This window comes from Microcoleus anatoxicus (genome assembly GCF_042465725.1).
Classification (GTDB): Bacteria; Cyanobacteriota; Cyanobacteriia; order Cyanobacteriales; family Microcoleaceae; genus Microcoleus; species Microcoleus anatoxicus.
In genome coordinates, this window is the sequence record NZ_CP120853.1 from 6379796 (window position 1) to 6397185 (window position 17390).

General features: G+C 43.3%; 12 protein-coding genes. 8 read left to right on the plus strand and 4 right to left on the minus strand.

From position 1 onward, the window contains the following. Positions 1–27: 27 nt before the first annotated feature. Positions 28–2808, minus strand: coding sequence for a polysaccharide biosynthesis protein (locus P2A85_RS27815; protein WP_377476700.1), 2781 nt, complete (start codon positions 2806–2808; stop codon positions 28–30). Between the two features lie 431 nt (positions 2809–3239). Between P2A85_RS27815 and P2A85_RS27820 the strand changes: the two genes are divergently transcribed. The 7 genes from P2A85_RS27820 (at position 3240) to P2A85_RS27850 (ending at position 11956) form a co-directional block, all read left to right on the plus strand. After that, positions 3240–5474, plus strand: coding sequence for a GumC family protein (locus tag P2A85_RS27820; RefSeq protein WP_377476701.1), 2235 nt, complete (start codon positions 3240–3242; stop codon positions 5472–5474). Between the two features lie 202 nt (positions 5475–5676). Then, positions 5677–6654, plus strand: coding sequence for a LysR family transcriptional regulator (locus tag P2A85_RS27825; RefSeq protein WP_377476702.1), 978 nt, complete (start codon positions 5677–5679; stop codon positions 6652–6654). A gap of 35 nt (positions 6655–6689) precedes the next feature. Then, positions 6690–7748: an anthranilate phosphoribosyltransferase family protein gene (locus P2A85_RS27830; RefSeq protein ID WP_377476704.1), complete on the plus strand. Its 1059-nt coding sequence runs from the start codon at positions 6690–6692 to the stop codon at positions 7746–7748. Between the two features lie 133 nt (positions 7749–7881). Beyond that, positions 7882–8490 carry a molybdenum cofactor guanylyltransferase gene (locus P2A85_RS27835; RefSeq protein WP_377476705.1) on the plus strand — a complete coding sequence of 203 codons (609 nt, stop codon included), beginning with the start codon at positions 7882–7884 and terminating at the stop codon, positions 8488–8490. A gap of 212 nt (positions 8491–8702) precedes the next feature. After that, complete coding sequence (locus P2A85_RS27840) at positions 8703–9899, plus strand: aminotransferase class V-fold PLP-dependent enzyme (RefSeq protein WP_377476706.1); 1197 nt, start codon at positions 8703–8705, stop codon at positions 9897–9899. A 263-nt stretch (positions 9900–10162) separates the two neighbouring features. Beyond that, positions 10163–10927, plus strand: a complete 765-nt coding sequence (locus P2A85_RS27845; RefSeq protein ID WP_377476707.1) for an HpcH/HpaI aldolase/citrate lyase family protein — start codon at positions 10163–10165, stop codon at positions 10925–10927. Positions 10928–11287: 360 nt separating this feature from the next. Further along, positions 11288–11956 (plus strand): 2OG-Fe dioxygenase family protein, encoded by a 669-nt coding sequence (locus P2A85_RS27850; RefSeq protein WP_377476708.1) that lies wholly within the window; start codon positions 11288–11290, stop codon positions 11954–11956. A gap of 99 nt (positions 11957–12055) precedes the next feature. Here the strand turns inward: P2A85_RS27850 and P2A85_RS27855 are convergent, their stop codons facing one another. The 3 genes from P2A85_RS27855 to P2A85_RS27865 form a co-directional block, all read right to left on the minus strand. Beyond that, complete coding sequence (locus tag P2A85_RS27855; protein ID WP_377476710.1) at positions 12056–13303, minus strand: URC4/urg3 family protein; 1248 nt, start codon at positions 13301–13303, stop codon at positions 12056–12058. Next, a complete protein-coding gene (locus tag P2A85_RS27860; protein WP_377476711.1) occupies positions 13300–14382 on the minus strand; it encodes an adenylate/guanylate cyclase domain-containing protein in 1083 nt (360 codons plus the stop codon). Before P2A85_RS27860 ends, P2A85_RS27855 begins: the two co-directional genes overlap by 4 nt. 78 nt (positions 14383–14460) lie before the next feature. After that, positions 14461–15708: a GTP cyclohydrolase II gene (locus P2A85_RS27865; protein ID WP_377476712.1), complete on the minus strand. Its 1248-nt coding sequence runs from the start codon at positions 15706–15708 to the stop codon at positions 14461–14463. A 333-nt stretch (positions 15709–16041) separates the two neighbouring features. Between P2A85_RS27865 and P2A85_RS27870 the strand changes: the two genes are divergently transcribed. Then, positions 16042–17376 carry a cytosine deaminase gene (locus P2A85_RS27870; protein ID WP_377476713.1) on the plus strand — a complete coding sequence of 445 codons (1335 nt, stop codon included), beginning with the start codon at positions 16042–16044 and terminating at the stop codon, positions 17374–17376. The last annotated feature ends 14 nt before the right edge of the window (positions 17377–17390 follow it).

Consider the following 17390-nt stretch of genomic DNA (forward strand, 5'->3'; position numbering starts at 1 on the left):
CTGGCAATTTTATTCACCGATGCCCAATTAATTTTTATTGACTTTAGCCCCCATCAGTTTACCTGCCGCAGCGCATTCTACAGGCTTCGAGAAAAAGTATCCCTGTCCGTAGACGCACTTCAGCTCTTTTAGCTGAGCGATTTGCCATCTCGTTTCTACTCCTGTGGCAATCATCCCCATACCCAACTCCTGAGTTATGGCAATAATTTTGTGAAGAATTTCTAAGTTTGGGTGGCTAGCATCCAGACCACTTACTAAAGAGCAATCTAGCTTCAAACTGTCGAATTTTCCATACTTAAGCCGCGTCAATTGGTAGAGCTGAGTTAACGATACATCACTCAAACCACAGTGATCGATTTGTACTTGCACGCCTAAAGTTTTAATTTGAACTAAAACAGAGCCAGCCAACTCAGAATTTTGGGTCACAACATCTTCAGGAATTTCTAATCTCAAACTAGAAGCATCAAGATTTGTTTCCTTCAATATTTGGCAGATATTCTCGATTAAGTCAGGGTGAAAAAACTGTTTGCTAGTCAGATTGACACTGACTTTTAAAGGAGAATCAAGACCAAATTGCGACTGCCAAATCTGCATCTGGGTGCAAGCTTGCCGCAGTACCCACTCGCCAATCGGAACAATCAAGCCAGTTTCTTCTGCTGCTGTGAGGAATTCGTCTGGCCATAGCAAACCTCTAGTCGGGTGCTGCCAGCGCAACAGCGCTTCAAAACTACTAATTTTATTGGTTTCTAGGCAGACGATCGGCTGATAGTGAATCCGAAACTCCTCATTGGCCAGAGCCACTCGCAGATCGTTCTCTAACTGCACAGATGCTACACTGCTAATCTTGACTGGTTCAGTTTTTTCTGTCGCTGTAGTTTCGTGTAAATTTGCTGTGGAATATCCTGGTATGTATTCAGGGACTAACTGCTGTAGGAGCGAGACAATTAAATTGGCATCATTGCGATCGCCCGCTTGACAAAGAGCTTCTACTTCCCGATCGATATTATCTTTCACTAGGCGGCTGGCATTACCCAAACTGAGAATTTTTGCGTGTTGAGTTTTGTTATATTGCTCACCAGGAATAAATAGCTCTTCAAACAATTTTTCTCCAGGCCGCAGCCCGGTGAACGCGATTTCAATGTCTTTGCCGACTTCATATCCTGAGAGCCGAATCAAATCATTTGCCAAATCAACAATTCTCACTGCTTCCCCCATCTCCAGCATGAAAACTTCCCCGCCACCACCGATGACTGCGCCCTGCAAAACCAGTTGAACTGCTTCGGGAATTGTCATGAAGTAGCGACAGATATCTGGATGGGTAATGGTAATCGGCCCACCCTCAGCAATTTGTCGCTTGAAAGTGGGGACGACGCTACCGCGGCTGCCAAGAACATTACCAAAACGAACAACTACAAAGGGGTTTTCGCTTTTTTTTGCTGCTTGCAACACCAGCATTTCGGCAACTCTTTTGCTAGCTCCCATAATGCTAGTTGGATTCACCGCTTTGTCGGTGGAAATCATCACAAAGTTTTGCACATTGTATTTCAATGCCATATCCAGCAGATTTTTTGTCCCTCGCACATTGTTGGTGATGGCTTCCGGCGGGTTTAATTCCATCATGGGTACGTGCTTGTGAGCAGCCGCATGAAAAATCATGTCTGGTCTAACTGTTTCAAAAACGTACTCTAAGCGATCGAGCAAACGAATGTCGGCGATGCAAGCTGTAATGCGAGTAATATCTGTTGCAGTTTTGCTAGTCTTTTTGAGTTCTGACAGAACTTTGGTTAGTTCTTGTTGAATGTTGAATACAGAATTTTCTCCGTGTCCGACGATGATGATTTCGGCGGGAGTACACTTTAATATTTGCCGACACAGTTCGCTACCGATGGAGCCACCTCCACCAGTAATTAGAACCTTTTTGCCTCCAATCAATCCCAAGACTTTGTGGGTATCGGTTTGGATGGGAGCGCGGCGGAGTAAGTCTTCAATTTGGACTTCTCTGAGGTTCCCGATACTGACTCGACCGTTGATGATCTCATTCAGGCCGGGGAGGGTGCTGGTTGGAACTCCAATTGACTGGCAAATTTCTACGATTTCCCTAATCTCTTGTCCCGGCGCTGAGGGGATGGCAATCATGACTTTGCTGATATTTAGCGATCGAACTACTTCGGGAATGTTATAACGATTGCCGAGTACAGTCAGTTTGCGAATCTTTTTGGTGATTTTTTTAGGGTCATCGTCAACGAAAGCGATTGGATCTAGCCCTAACTCTGGGCTCCTTTGCATCGTTTGCACCAGAGATGTGCCTGCACTACCGGCACCGACTATCAGGATGCGATCGCGTTGCTGAACTTTCCACGGTTTTTGGTTCCATCTTTCCAGGGTGGGAATGCTGAAACGAACTGCCGCCACTAACAAAAAGCCGATCATGGTGTCTACCAGCGGCAGCGATCGTGGCAGAATGGCGATCGCCGAATTATTTACCTGGTAGAGTTGGTGGAACAATATAACTTCCACTGCTAGGGATATACCTATCAGCATCGCTATTTGTGTCATTTCTTCGAGACCAGCATACTGCCAGTAACGATTGTATAAGCCACCAACATAAAAAACTGCTAGTTTGACTGCTACAAATAATACTGTAACTACCGCTAAACTGTTTAGATAGGGAGCCAGACTCGTATCATCTAAACGAATTGCCAGGGCTAATAACGGTGCGATGCCAAAACAAATGGCATCGACAAGTAAAAAATGACGGGTTCTTAATCCCACCAACACTTTGCTGATTTTTTTGACTAGGCTATTCATAAGACGCTATGAGAAAACAAGTTTGCTCAAACTAGATATCTTCATCGAATTTTTTGTTTTTTTTATACTTGCCTTACAGATGAAATTTTTCCGCAATTAAATCAGAATCCACTTCTGTGCTAGCATTAAGGGGAGCTGGCAAAGCATTTGTTACATCTCCTAATTGCCTTGTTAGGGATTTATTTTTTTAAAATTCGACTTGATATTGGCTCTATATTCTCCCACTACGGGTTCTCTAGTCCAGAATTTAATAATTCTTTACTTGTTTCTTAACAAAACTATATACTTAAGTAGGGTTTTGAGTGGAAGTAACATATTTATTAAAACAATGAGATTGTGGAAATTAAGTGATAGCATATAGATCTTAAATCATCAGTTTAAAAGCCCTATATTGTGACTATTTACCAAAAATATATCTTTGGGAGAGATTTATGGAATCAAGTGAAAATGGTATGGGATTTCAGGAATACTGGCAGATTTTGAAGCGTCGATGGCTGCCAACCCTAGCTGTATTTGCCTCAGTGGTGGCACTCGCCACCTACATAACCCTTAAAGAAAAACCAGTTTATGAAGCAGAAGGAAAGTTGTTATTTAAGAAAACAACTCCTGGATCGGCGTTGACAGAATTGGGAAAGGAAATCGGACAGTTGACTCCTGCTGCTGAGCAAAGTAATCCTCTGACAACCGAAATTGAACTGATTCGTTCTGTCGAAATTGTCGAAAAAACTATCAACAAGCTTCACTTGCAAGATGAAAAAAATCATCATCTTAAAGTCAAAATATTTTTGAAAAATCTGACAGTAGCTACTATTAGGGGAGCGGATATACTAACAGTGTCATACAAAGATAAAAATCCCCAAGTAGCAGCAGATGTCGTAAAGACAATGATGATTTTTTATATAGACAACAATCAAAAAGTAAATCGTCTAGAAGCTGTATCAGTGCGACAGTTTATCGAAAAGAAACTGCCTAATTCCGACAAAGCTATGCGAAAAGCCGCGGCAGAATTGAGCAAATTCAAAGAAGATAATAAAGTGGTAAATCTGGAAGAAGAAGCTAAGTCAGCAGTAGCGGTCATGGCGGGACTAGAAAGTCAAATAGACCAAGCTAAATCGGATTTTATCAAAGCAAGTGCTAAGTCAAAAGCATTTGAAAACCAATTACAAATGACTCCCCAACAAGCATTGGCTACCAGTACCCTCAGCCAATCTAGCACTGTGCAGGAAGCTCTGAAAGAATACAAACAAATAGAGCGACAGTTAGCTATTGAGCAAAATCGATACCTGGATACTTCGCCTGTAATAACTAGGTTGGTAACTAAAAAAGCTACGATGAAAGCTTTACTAGATGAACAAATTAAACAAGTTTTAGGCGGTCAACAGCCCTTGGAAAATCAAAGCTTACAGATAGGAGAAGTAAAACCAAAGTTGATTCAAGAATTTATCAGTGTCGATGTAGAACGCCAGGGTTTGGCCGATCGCGTTACTATTCTCTCAAATGCTTTAGCAGCCTACAAGCAGCGGGTAAAAGTTTTGCCGGCGCTAGAGAAACAAAAGCGGGAACTAGAAAGAAAACTCCAAGAAGCCGAGGCTGATTATGAAGAATTGCAGAAAAAGCTCCAGCAAATTCGGATTACGGAAAATCAGCAAGTCGGGAATGCTCGCATTATTCAAAAGCCGAGTGTTCCTGAAGAACCAGTGCGCTCTCGCAAGTCTTTATTGTTGGTGTCGGGTACTTTGTTGGGAACTCTGCTGGCGATCGCTGCGGCGCTGCTTTTAGAATCTCAAGATAAGTCTGTCAAAACTATTGAAGAGGCGAGGGAGTTGTTTGGGTTTACTTTGTTGGGAGTGATTCCTTTTCATAAAAAGCCTGAAAAAAATACGAGGCGCAATTCCAAGCGGCTTAAATCTACTTCCCAGGATTTAGAGCCATCTCCTCAACAGATTGTGGTGAGAGATAGTGCTCATACTTCCAGCAGTGCTGCTTACCGAATGCTTCAGGCAAATCTCAGGTTTTTGAGTTCTGATAAAGAGCTGAAAGTGATTGTCGTCAGTAGTTCGTTACCGCAAGAGGGTAAGTCTACTGTATCAGCTAATTTGGCTGTGGCTATAGCTCAATTGGGACGGAAAGTTTTGCTGGTAGATGCGGATATGCACTTTCCTGTTCAGCATCGGATTTGGGAACTTCCTAATCAAGTAGGCTTGAGCAATGCGATCGTGGGACAAGCTGAATTGAAAAGTGCGATCGCACAAGTTATGGAGAATTTAGATGTGCTCCCTTGCGGGGTAATTCCGCCTAATCCCATGGCTCTGTTGGACTCCCAGCGGATAACTTCGTTAATTAAGCAATTTGCGGCTAGTTATGATGCAGTGATTATTGATGCTCCTGCTTTGAATGTTGCTGCTGATGCTCTGATTTTGGGGAATAAAGCCGATGGGATTTTATTGGTAGTCAGGCCTGGAGTTCTTCATTCTGGTACTGTGGCTTTTGCGAAGGAGCTTTTGAAGAAATCCAGTCAACAGGTTCTGGGCTTAGTGGTGAATGGAGTAATTCCTAAAAATGAACCTCACAGTCATTACTATTTTACCAATGAATCTTACGCTCAAGAGCAGGATGCTAATTTCAATCACAAGATTTTGCGATCGCCAAGGGAGATGGGGAGATGAGGAGATGAGGAGATATTTAACTGATAACTAAGGGCGATTTGGAATTGTGGATGTTGTCGAGTTCGATCGCCCATAAATCAAAACTAATCTGTAGCTGTATCAAAGTCTACTAAACTTGGGGAGCAAATCGGTTAATGTCACTGTTATTCTTCAGTCACTACTGATGAAGATCGCGCCAAATGTTACCTAGACTTAAACATCCATGCGTTTAGAGCAGATTCAAGCATTTCTTTCCGTTGCCGAAACCGGAAGCTTTCAGCAAGCAGCAGGGAAATGTGGCGTGACTCAATCGACTATTAGTCGCCAAGTGCAGGGACTAGAAGCTGAACTCGGCCTATCTCTGTTTCATCGCATGGCCCATGCCAAGCTAACTTTAGCTGGGGAACGCCTGTTACCTCATGCTCGCAAAATCTGTCTGACTTGGCAAAATGCCAGTCAGGAATTGGGAGACTTGCTCGCGGGTAAGCAGCCGGAACTTTGCGTAGCTGCTATTCACTCAGTCTGTGGTGCTTATTTGCCGCCTGTACTCCAAAAATTTTGCCGGGATTATCCAGAGGTACAGTTGCGGGTAACAGCCCTGGGGAGCGATCGAGCTCTGAAAGTGCTCAAAGACGGTTTGGTGGATGTAGCGGTGGTGATGAACAATCGCTATTTTACTCAAGGTGCCGAAATGTTGGTTGAGGTGCTTTACAATGAGCCGATCGAGGTATTGATGGCCGCGAGTCATCCCCTAGCTAAATACGATCGAGTCCCAATTGCTGAATTGATTTGTTACCCGCAAGTCGTGTTTAAGGATGGCTACGGAATGCAGCGGATGGTGCAAGACGAATTTGGACGCATGGGTGCTAAACTGCAAGCTGTTTTGGAGTTGAATACTCTCGATGCTTTTCGAGGTGTAGTGCGACAGGGAGAATTGATTGCCATGCTGCCACATTCGGCTTTGTTGGAAGCCCGTGCCGATCGCACTTTAGCAATTCGCCCGATCGAAAACCAGAGACCAAATTCTAAGGTTTCTGCCATTGGCACTGCGGCGGCAGATCCGATTTGGACTCGCCAAGTCGTTTTGGTGACAACTCACGATCGAATGCAAATTCCGCCCATCGCCCATTTCTGCAAATTAGTACGCGAATTTGTGCCACCGCAATTTGATGTCTTAAAAGTTGGAACAACTAACAAATAACTAATCACAAATAACCAATCACAAATAACCAAATTATGAGTAACGCTTTTAGAGAATTGCTGCGAAAAATTGGCAGTGGCGTACACACAGGAGAAAACTTGACTCGCACCGAATCAGCCGCAGCAACGCGGATGATGCTGTTAGGAGAAGCAACACCGGCTCAAATGGGAGCTTTTATGATTTCCCACCGCATTAAGCGACCAACGGGGGAAGAATTAGCCGGAATGCTTGATGCTTATGAAGAATTAGGACCGAAACTCGCCCACCCTAACAGAGAAAAAGGATTTTCAGTATCTAGCGTGGCGGTGTTTGGAGTTGCTTACGACGGGCGATCGCGCACAGCCCCAGTGAGCCCTTTAACTGCTTTAATTTTAGCAACCGCCGGCGTTCCCACTCTCATGCACGGCGGCGATATCATGCCGACAAAAGAAGGTATTCCCCTGATAGAAATTTGGCGCGGTTTGGGTGTTGACTGGGCAAAATTGACTTTAGAAAAAGTCCAGCAAGTTTTTGATAATACAGGTTTGGGTTTTGTCTACCTTCCCACCCATTTTCCCCAAGCTGAGAGTTTAGTTCCCTACCGGCGCGAAATCGGCAAACGATCGCCTTTTTCGACCATGGAGTTGATGTGGTGTCCCTGTGACGGCGATGTTAACGTCATCTCCGGCTACGTCCACCCGCCGACGGAAGGTATGTTTATCAATGCTTTTGAATTGCGAGGAGTCAAGAATTACACCACAGTCAAAGGACTGGAAGGAAGTTGTGATTTGCCGCGCGATCGGACTGCAATCATCGGTATTGCTAAGCCAGATATTGAGTTTGAGCGAGTGCTGTTAGCTCACGGCGATTACGGTTTCAGTAGCACAAATCCCGCCTTTGAATCGACATTGGAGTTATTAAAACAAATGCAGGAAGTTTTACAGGGAAAACCCTCGGAATTAATGCAGTCTACTATTTGGAATAGCGGATTTTATCTCTGGCGCTCTGGATTTTGTTTAGATATAAATTCGGGTTTTATTAAAGCCAAAGTTTTGTTAAGTAGCGGTCAAGTATATCAAAAACTTGAGGAACTTAGCAATTTAGTCAATAGCTAAGGGTTGACAGTATAAAGTTCACTTTTGACTATCAAAAGACAAACAAAAAGCAACAAATAACAAGCAACAAACAACAAACAACAAATAACAAATAACAAATGACAAATAACAAATGACAAATGACAAATAACAAATGACAAATAATAAAATTGCTGTAATTGTGCTTGCTGGCGGTCAAAGTTCCCGGATGGGTAGAGATAAAGCTCTTTTGGAAATAGATGGTAAATCCCTATTAGAGCGAGCTTGCGAAGTGGCTGCTAACTTAACCTCAGAAGTTTACGTCCTAGCTGCTTGGCCCGATCGCTATCGATCTACCTTAAATAAAAAATGTCAATTTCTGGTAGAATACAATCCAGGTTCCGGGCCCTTGAGAGCCTTGAGTCAGGGATTAACTCAAATTACTACCGAGTGGATTTTACTCCTAGCTTGTGATTTGCCTTTGTTGGATGCCGAGATAATTCAGCATTGGGCCAGTCAGTTAACAGCAGTAGGGCCATCTACTTTAGCAGTTGTGCCTTATCAAAACTCGCGCTGGGAACCTTTGTGCGGATTCTACCGCCAGCAATCCCTCTCAAGTTTGCAAATTTTTATTGAGAAAGGCGGGCGATCGTTTCAAGTATGGTTGAATCAAATAGCAGTAGTACCTCTGCCTATAGGAGAACGAGAAGCACGAATGTTATCAAATTGCAATACAATAGAAGAGTTTGAGAAATTAAAAAGTCAAATGGGGAATAGGGAATAGGGAATGGGGAATGGGGAATGGGGAATAGGGAATAGGGAATGGGGAATGGGGAATGGGGAATAGGGAATAGGGAATAGGGAATGGGGAATAGGGAATAGGACATTGGAATTAACAAATAACCAATAACAACAACAAATAACAAATAACCAACAACAAATAACCAATAACCAATAACAAATAACCAATAACAAATAACCAATAACAAATAACACATGAACTTAGAACACTGGCTACTCGATCGCGATATAACATTTCTCAATCACGGCTCTTTTGGAGCTTGTCCGATTCCCGTACTGGAAGCACAAACAAGTTTTCGAGAACAGTTAGAAAGAGAACCGTTGCGCTTTTTGATGCGGGAATTTGAGCCACTGTTAGATAATGCTAGGAATAAATTAGCCACTTTTATCGGTACCAGTAGTGATGAGTTGGCATTTGTGCCGAATGCGACGACGGGAGTAAATGCAGTTTTGCGATCGCTCTTTTTTGCTCCGGGCGACGAATTATTAACTACCAATCAAGAATACAACGCTTGCCGCAATACACTAGATTTTGTAGCCCGTCGCACAGGCGCTACAGTCATAGTAGCCGAAGTACCATTTCCCATTGAGTCGCCAGGACAAGTTATCGAAGCAGTAATTAAGTGCGTTTCACCCCAAACAAAATTAGTATTATTAGACCATATTGTCAGTCAAACAGGCTTAATATTTCCCATCAAACAGCTAGTTAGTGAATTAGCCCAAAGAGGTATCGATGTCTTGGTAGACGGAGCCCACGCACCCGGAATGATTCCACTAAATCTAGATGAACTTGGCGCGACTTACTACACTGGAAATTGTCACAAATGGCTGTGCGCGCCAAAAGGTGCTGGCTTTTTGTATGTACGACGCGATAAACAAGATGCTATTGAGCCGACAACAATCAGTCATGGTGCCAACTCCCCGCGCAGCGATAAATCCCGCTTTCAATTAGAATTTGACTGGATGGGAACTGTCGATCCAAGTGCTTATTTATGTGTACCGGTGGCGATCGACTTCATGGGTTCTTTGTTGGATGGCGGATGGCCCGAATTGATGGCAAAAAATCATGCTTTGGCCTTAGCAGGAAGACAGATATTGCTGGATAAATTAGATTTACCCCAGCCTTGTCCAGATGAAATGGTAGGCTCAATGGCTGTTGTACAACTGACAGATGCAAAATTTGATGCCGTTGGTAAGTCAGGAATTGCCCCTTTACAAGAGGCTTTGTGGGAGATTTTTAAAATAGAAGTGCCGGTGATTCCTTGGTCGGATGGAAATCAGCAGTTGCTGAGGATTTCTGCTCAATTTTATAATACTTTACCGCAATATGAATATTTGGCTAAGGCGTTGGTTGAGTTAATTGGAACAAAATTTATAGAAAAACCGGATTAAGGCAGGCTTTTTCCCCAAGCTAGCAACAGTTTGAAAAAAAATAATTCTGAGCGCTCGCATTTAGATAAAATTGCAAAATCTCAATTACACAGTCTAGGACGCACGCGAGACTAAAAACCCGGTTTCTGGGGAGCATCCCCATTTTGTAAGGGCAAAGTATTTCTCTATTCTCTCCCTCTGTGTCCTCTGCGTTCTAGTAAGGTTAAATCATTCCGATGTAGCCGGAAACGATATTACATCTAATACTAAAAAAATCCTAATTTATGCGTGAAAACCAACTCAAACAAAAAATTAAACAAGGCGAAACAGTCCTCGGTTTATTTATGAATTGCGCCTATCCCGCATTTATAGAAATTTGCGGTCATGCTGGCTTTGACTTCGCCGTCATCGACATGGAACACGGTCCCTTACATTCCCTCGCTGCCGAAGATTTGTGTCGCGCAGCAGACTGTGCAGGAATTGCGCCCATTGTTCGCGTCCGCAAAAACGACGGCCCACAAATTCAACGAGCCCTCGACATTGGCAGTGCTGGTATTCAAGTACCTCAAATTGAATCTAGAATAGATGCTGAAACTGCGGTTAAAAATTCCAAATACAGTCCCCTCGGCACCCGTGGTCTTTCCTTTGCTACCAGGGCGGGGCTTTACACTGCTGCGGGTACAAATATTACCGATCGACTCAACGAAGAATCCTTAGTTGTAATTCATGTCGAAGGGAAAGGCGGCATCGACAACTTAGCAGAAATTGTGACAGTACCCCACGTTGACGTGATTTTTCTGGGGCCTTACGATCTGTCACAGTCGATCGGCATTCCCGGCCAAGTCCGCGATTCGCGAGTAATCGAGATGATGGAGAAAGCTGTAAACACCATCCGCAGCGCCGGAAAAGCTGCGGGTACTTTTGCCGACACCCCCGAAATCGCCCAGCAGTGGATTGATGCTGGCGTTCAATACGTGGGACTGGGGGTGGATGTTGCCGTCTTTTTGCGAGCTTGTCAGTCCCTAGTCAAAGCAGTCGATCGACTTTAGACTTTGGATTAAACAGCTTCTAATACCAATTAAAAAAAAGAATGCAACAGTATTCTTGTCCCCCCCCTTGGCAAGGGGGGGCTAGGGGGGGTCGAAGAGTGTTGCACAATTTTAGACAAATGGTATAAGTAGAAGGAAGAAGGAAGAAGACTTATGCAGTCAGCTTTTCGGTCATCCGTATTTTACGTTTAATTAAGTGGATTTACTTAACTCCCGAATTTATTTTGGCATCTTTACAATATCTTTGCAATTTTTGTAGTGTCTTTGACCACAGATACAAAAAACCTGAGCTAGACTAGAAGCATACATCTCCTTAAGGCAAAATTTAAGAGGGGAGCAAGGATTCATGGAGAACTATCTATGAAAACAGCATTAGAATCCATTCATTTGGATTACGCTTTCATGTTTACTTTCAAAAAAGTAAACTCGATTAAGCTAGAAGGCTTTAAGCCATTTTTCGACGATATGCCGATAGATCCTTATATTAAAGGAAAGTATCGTTCGAGAAGGTTGTCGCGATTTATAGTCAATGGAAACGAATTGATTAAGTTGCCTCATGGCTATCTTTTCCAAAGTAAAGAATACAATCCGGTGGTGGGTGACATCAAGCGTGAATTTGCCGAATTAGACGATCGACTAATCGCCCTGGATAATTTCAAACAAATGATTTTTGCTTTTTTCGATTCCTGCAAAATTCACCCGGAAGCTGAAATCGGCATCCATCAAATCAGGACGACTTGTTCGCCACACAATTTTGGCAATCCTGCACCGGAAGGTATTCACAGAGACGGTACTGATTTTATCGGCATCTTCTCAGTTGACCGAACTAATATTGTCGGTGGTGAAACTCATTTGTACTTTGCCAAAAAAGAAAAGCCTGTGTTTAATAAAGTTCTGCATCCCGGAGAACTGCTGTTAGTTAACGACCACGAATTTTTTCACTTTACTACACCAATTAAGCCGGAAGTGGAAGGCGTGGGGACAAGGGATGTCTTTGTGCTGACATCTCCGAGTTTGCTAACTGATTGAGCCATAGACTTCAGCGACAAATGCCGCTCCCCGATTTCTTAAAGAAGTCGGGGAAATTCAGTATCTCACACAAAACTCAAAAATTGGGATTCTGTGGATTCAAAACACTGTCCCGTCGCTGGTGATCTGAATTGGCGGCACTCCACCAGCCCTCAATTCTCCGGCGATTTTCCGCCCCGCGGCCCAAGTTCCTCCTTGCAAAATCTTCACCAGCGGCAAATCAGTCGCACTCAAATCCAGCTTTTCTCGCATAGCTTTGGTAATTTGATCTAACAGATGCACAGTGAGCGATCGCCATTCTACAATCACCTCCGAACCCGGTAAATAACTCTCGGCAAAAATCCCTAAATCTTTTGCCTGCAATAGCCCAATATCCAAACAAAAACCGCCGTTGCGATACTCAGACAATCCCGTTAACTCATCTAATTCCACGACTTCTAAACCAAGCTCTTGTAGCGGTTCCAACAGGGAATAAGTTAACCACTGGGAAAGTTTGTGAAACGGCACAAATTCAGAGTCCTGATATTCTCCCAACAGAGCCGGATGTGGCCAAACATCGCCTAAATTCACACCTCCAATTACATATCTCCCAGGCCAAATTTCCCCAAATCCTGTCAAAACAGCGCTCAAGACTTCCTGGGCCTTGATAGTTTTAAATGCACCAGAGTGACTATCCAGCAAGTATTTTGCCAAATTGCCAGGGCGCTGGTTTTCGCCGCCAAACAATAATGGATGTTGGCAAATCGCCTTTCCCAAACGCTGCAACAATTCTAATCTACCCTCTAAACCAACTAGCGGATTTTCTCGACTTACTTGAAATCCTGCCGCTAAGGTTTCTAAGGTTAATTCAGAAAGTCTTAGAGCATCAGCTTGCCACGGAAAATCGGGATTGCTGGAAAAAAGACCTTGACAAAACATCCGAAAAGTGGCTACGGCTAAGCCTTCGGAACGGCGGTAAATCTGTCCTGTTTCGGCTTCGCAATAGTGCCAATCTGCACCCGCACCGGCATCAAGCAACACACTGATAATTGCTAAGTCAAATTTGATTTGAGTCTTTTCCAGGAGTGTAAATGGTGCTATTGCTAGATCTAATTCAGCGAGTCGGGGCTGGTTTCCCACTTCAAAATGCCGCCAGCGACTGTGAAAGGGTATCTGGAAATCGGGATACTGTTCCCTAGTTGTCTCCATCACATAATTGGTGGCTTGGTCGAGTTTGGTTAAATCGATGCGGAAATGGCGGAGTTTATCTTCCGAGGCTAAATTAAACAGCCGATCGCACTTGTGGCGAATAGCAGCAGGTGTCCTTAGATATTCCACGGTTTCTAACTCTCTACTATTCAAGTTCATATAACTAGGAAACGGTAAACATCATTTTCTTTAAAAAAGTCAAACTGACTATAATCTAAAATATTATCTAGTATAACATTTTTATCTATTTTAATCAATTGATATTCCCACTTAGAACCGCTCACTTCCCGTTTAATTTTTTCAGAAACAATCACCGAATTTTTCTCATGTTTCGGAGATACTATTTTGCTTAAATCTTCCAGTCTGTCAGCTAAGTTAATATCTTTACCGTAGGTACAAGACCGAAATATATACAAATTTCCCTTAGCAACTCCCACCGACAACCCACAAGGTATTTGATGGGAATCGATAAAGATTTTCCAATTTTTACACAAACTTTCCATAGCCGCCAGGGCTGAGTGAGATTCGGGGAAAGTGAGCAGATGTGAATCGCCAACTATACTCCGAATTGTGCCACCGTATTCTTCGCAAATTGTTTTTTCAAAAGCATCAAAATTGGTGAGTAAATATTCTACATCTTTGATAGAATTAGATTCTTGATAAGCAATAAAACCTCTCAAATCAGCTTTGATGATGGCTTGATTTTCTACAATTCGCGTCTTATGACTTTGGTCAACTTTGTAGACTCTTTCAGGTTCGCTCATTCCTTTCAAAGAAAATTCATTGACGAAGGATGTTTGCACTTCTGCTTTATTGAGGGCTAACCAAGCTGCTTGGGATAAATATATTTCATCCTGGGGAGTAACAGATTCTATGCGAGCTGTTAAATTTACTGTATCACCAAAGATATCTTTATCTTGGTGCAAAACATCTCCTAAAGTAATTGAGACGCGAATCGCCAATCGTTCGTCATTGGATTTGCTAGATTGTTGTGCTCTCAATTCTTGCTGCATTTCTATGGCGGCCATAGCTGCGGCTGTCACACTCGGAAAAATCAGCCAAAATGAATCACCTTCTCCTTTAATCAAACTGCCTTCATTTCTGGTGCTAATATCTAAAATAAAAGTTTTGTGTTCGTTCAACAAGCTACTTAATTCCGACTGAGATAATTTTTTTACTCTGACGGTATATCCGCAAATATCTGTTTTTACTATCACAGTAGAACGTAAATTAGCCATAAACTGCCTTGAGCATTCAAAAAAAATAGCAATGAATTTGATTTGACCAAGACGCGATGAATCGCGCTCGATCTCACTTCAATCTTCCAAATCCCGTCCTTTAGTTTCTGCGAGGATTGTAGCATCGGGTGCTCCCGATGGAGTGTAGTAGCCAGCCGCTTTTTTGGCGATGATTTCGACTTGTGCGTCTGCGGGAATCCGATCTTCGGGAATGGGGATGCGATCGACTACTTGAATGCCAGAATTGACAATTGCATTGTATTTAAGATTGCTCATCGAAACTAAACGGTCAATCCGAGAAATTCCCAACCAGTGCAACACATCTGGCATTAGTTCTTGAAAGCGCATATCTTGAACTCCAGCAACACATTCAGTGCGAGTAAAATACTCATCTGGGCGATCGCCTCCAGTCTGCCTTTTCCTCGCATTGTACACCAAAAACTTAGTTACTTCACCCAAAGCTCTGCCCTCCTTGCGAAAGTAAAGAATTACCCCCGATCCCCCTGCTTGTGCTGTTTGGATGCACATCTCAATTCCGTGTACCAAATAAGGACGACAAGTACAAATATCAGAACCAAAAACATCTGAACCATTACACTCGTCATGTACTCGTACCGCCAACTGCTTCTGTGGGTCAGAAATATGAGCTACATCCCCAATAATATAAACTGTAGTTCCCCCAATCGGCGGCAAAAAAACCTGCAATTCTGGTCGCTTCACTAAGTCGGAAAACATTCCCCCTGTTTGCTGAAACAGCACGCGACGGAGAACTCTTTCTTCCACACCAATCCGATGAGCAATTCCAGGCAAATACCAAACTGGATCGATCGCAATTTTTGTCACTGCCAAATTTCCGCCATCTTTCACAATTTTGCCATCAATGAGTACCCGATTTTGGGCAATAGCATCTTGAAGTTCGGGCAAATTAATGTGAGCTTTTGTCACTGCAATTGTCGGTCGAATATCGTATCCCTGCTGATAAAACGAGGTGTAAATTTCGCTAACCAAAGCGCCAAAAGGATCGAGAGAAACAATCAAGTTAGCATCACCCCAACTGGGGTGAGGTCCGATGTCTGCCGCGGGAGACGTGTTAGTAAAATCGGGGCGGTGATTTGCTTGGAGTGCCCCCTTGGCTACAGCTAGCGCCCGATAGACAGAGTAGGAACCGGAGTGAGTGCCGATCGCATTGCGGTGAGAGGATTTGCTGAGACTAGCAATCACCGGCCCACGTTTAAGCGGATCGATTTCTCCCCAATAAATAGGAAGAGGTTTTCTGGGAGATATCTTGGGGTGAGAACTTAAAAATATATCCTTGGGTGTTGACACAGTTTTTCTGGCTCTGGTTATGGATGCTGCTAAAATCTAAAATCGATTGACTAGGGAAATTTTCTCAAAAATTAAAGATTTTTCATTTTTGATTCAGCGATCGGGGCTAAACTGCCAATAATCAAGGTACATACTCTACCCTAGTTTATCTAGTAATTTTATCTGACTTTTGGCTGATTTTTAGGCAGGAAAATACAGCAAAATATAGAGGAGACCGAAAAAATAACAAACAGATAAGTTGGGGAATTATAGAGGTTTACAACTCCTGAAATAGTTGCTATAGTTACCAATGATAGCACTAAATTATCAATAAAATATTAACTCATAGATTGAATGTTGCCAAGTACATCTAATTATTTGCTAAAAAATGCTTGCGTGCCGATGTCTCTGTTGGAGATTCCATCGATCGCACTCAAGTCCGATCCAGTCGCAGTCACAGAGACTGGCGAGGGTTTGTGTGTAGTGGATGTGGAAATTAGCGCCGGGGCGATCGCCAAAATTACCCCCTCCGGTAAGCAACCTGTATCAGAAGTTGCAGATATCCCAGTGGTAGATTGTCGAGGAGGGCTAGTTTGGCCTTGCTTCGTGGATATACACACCCATTTAGACAAAGGTCATATTTGGGAAAGAGCACCCAATCCCGATGGTACATTTGCCAAAGCAATTTTGACAGTGGGCGCTGACACTCAAAAAAACTGGAACCCAGAAGACATTTATCGGCGGATGGAGTTCGGGATCGAGTGCAGTTATGCCCACGGCACCAAAGCCATCCGCACCCATATCGACAGCGGAGGCGAACAGGGAAACTTTAGCTTAGCAGCATTTGAAGAGTTACGGACACAATGGGGCGATCGGCTAATTTTGCAAGCAGTTTCCCTAGTGTCCCTGGAATATTTACTAACACCAGCAGGCGAAAAATTAGCCGATAAAATGGCAGAAATAGGCGGTATTTTAGGCGGTGTTGCCTATATAAATCCAGACCTAGACCAACAACTAGATCGAGTTTTTGCCCTTGCTAAAGAACGAGGCTTAAACCTCGATTTCCACACCGATGAAAATGACGACCCAGAATCAGTAACATTGCGACAAGTAGCCAAAACAGCCATCCGCCATCAATTCCCAGGTAAAATCATCTGCGGACACTGCTGTAGTTTAGCAGTCCAACCCCCAGAATTAGTAACAGAAACTATCACCTTAGTCAAGGAAGCTAATATTGGCATTGTCAGCTTACCAATGTGCAATCTTTATCTCCAAGACAGACAATCCAAGCGGACACCGCGCTGGCGGGGAGTGACGCTGGTGCACGAACTCAAAACAGCAGGAATTCCCGTTGCTTTTGCTAGCGACAACTGTCGCGATCCCTTTTATGGATTTGGCGACCACGATGTTTTAGAAGTCTTCAATATGGCAGTCAGAATCGCTCACTTAGATAGACCCTATGGAGATTGGCCCCGTGCGGTGACAAAGACTCCGGCAGATTTAATGGGATTGCCTAAATTGGGGAGAATAGCAGTAGGTTTACCAGCAGATTTGATTTTGTTTAAAGCCAGGAATTACAGCGAATTATTATCTAGATCCCAGCGCGATCGCACAGTGTTGCGACAAGGCATTAAAATAGATACAACCTTACCAGATTACCGCGAACTAGACGACTTGCTAGCAAATTAAACTTATAGCAATCC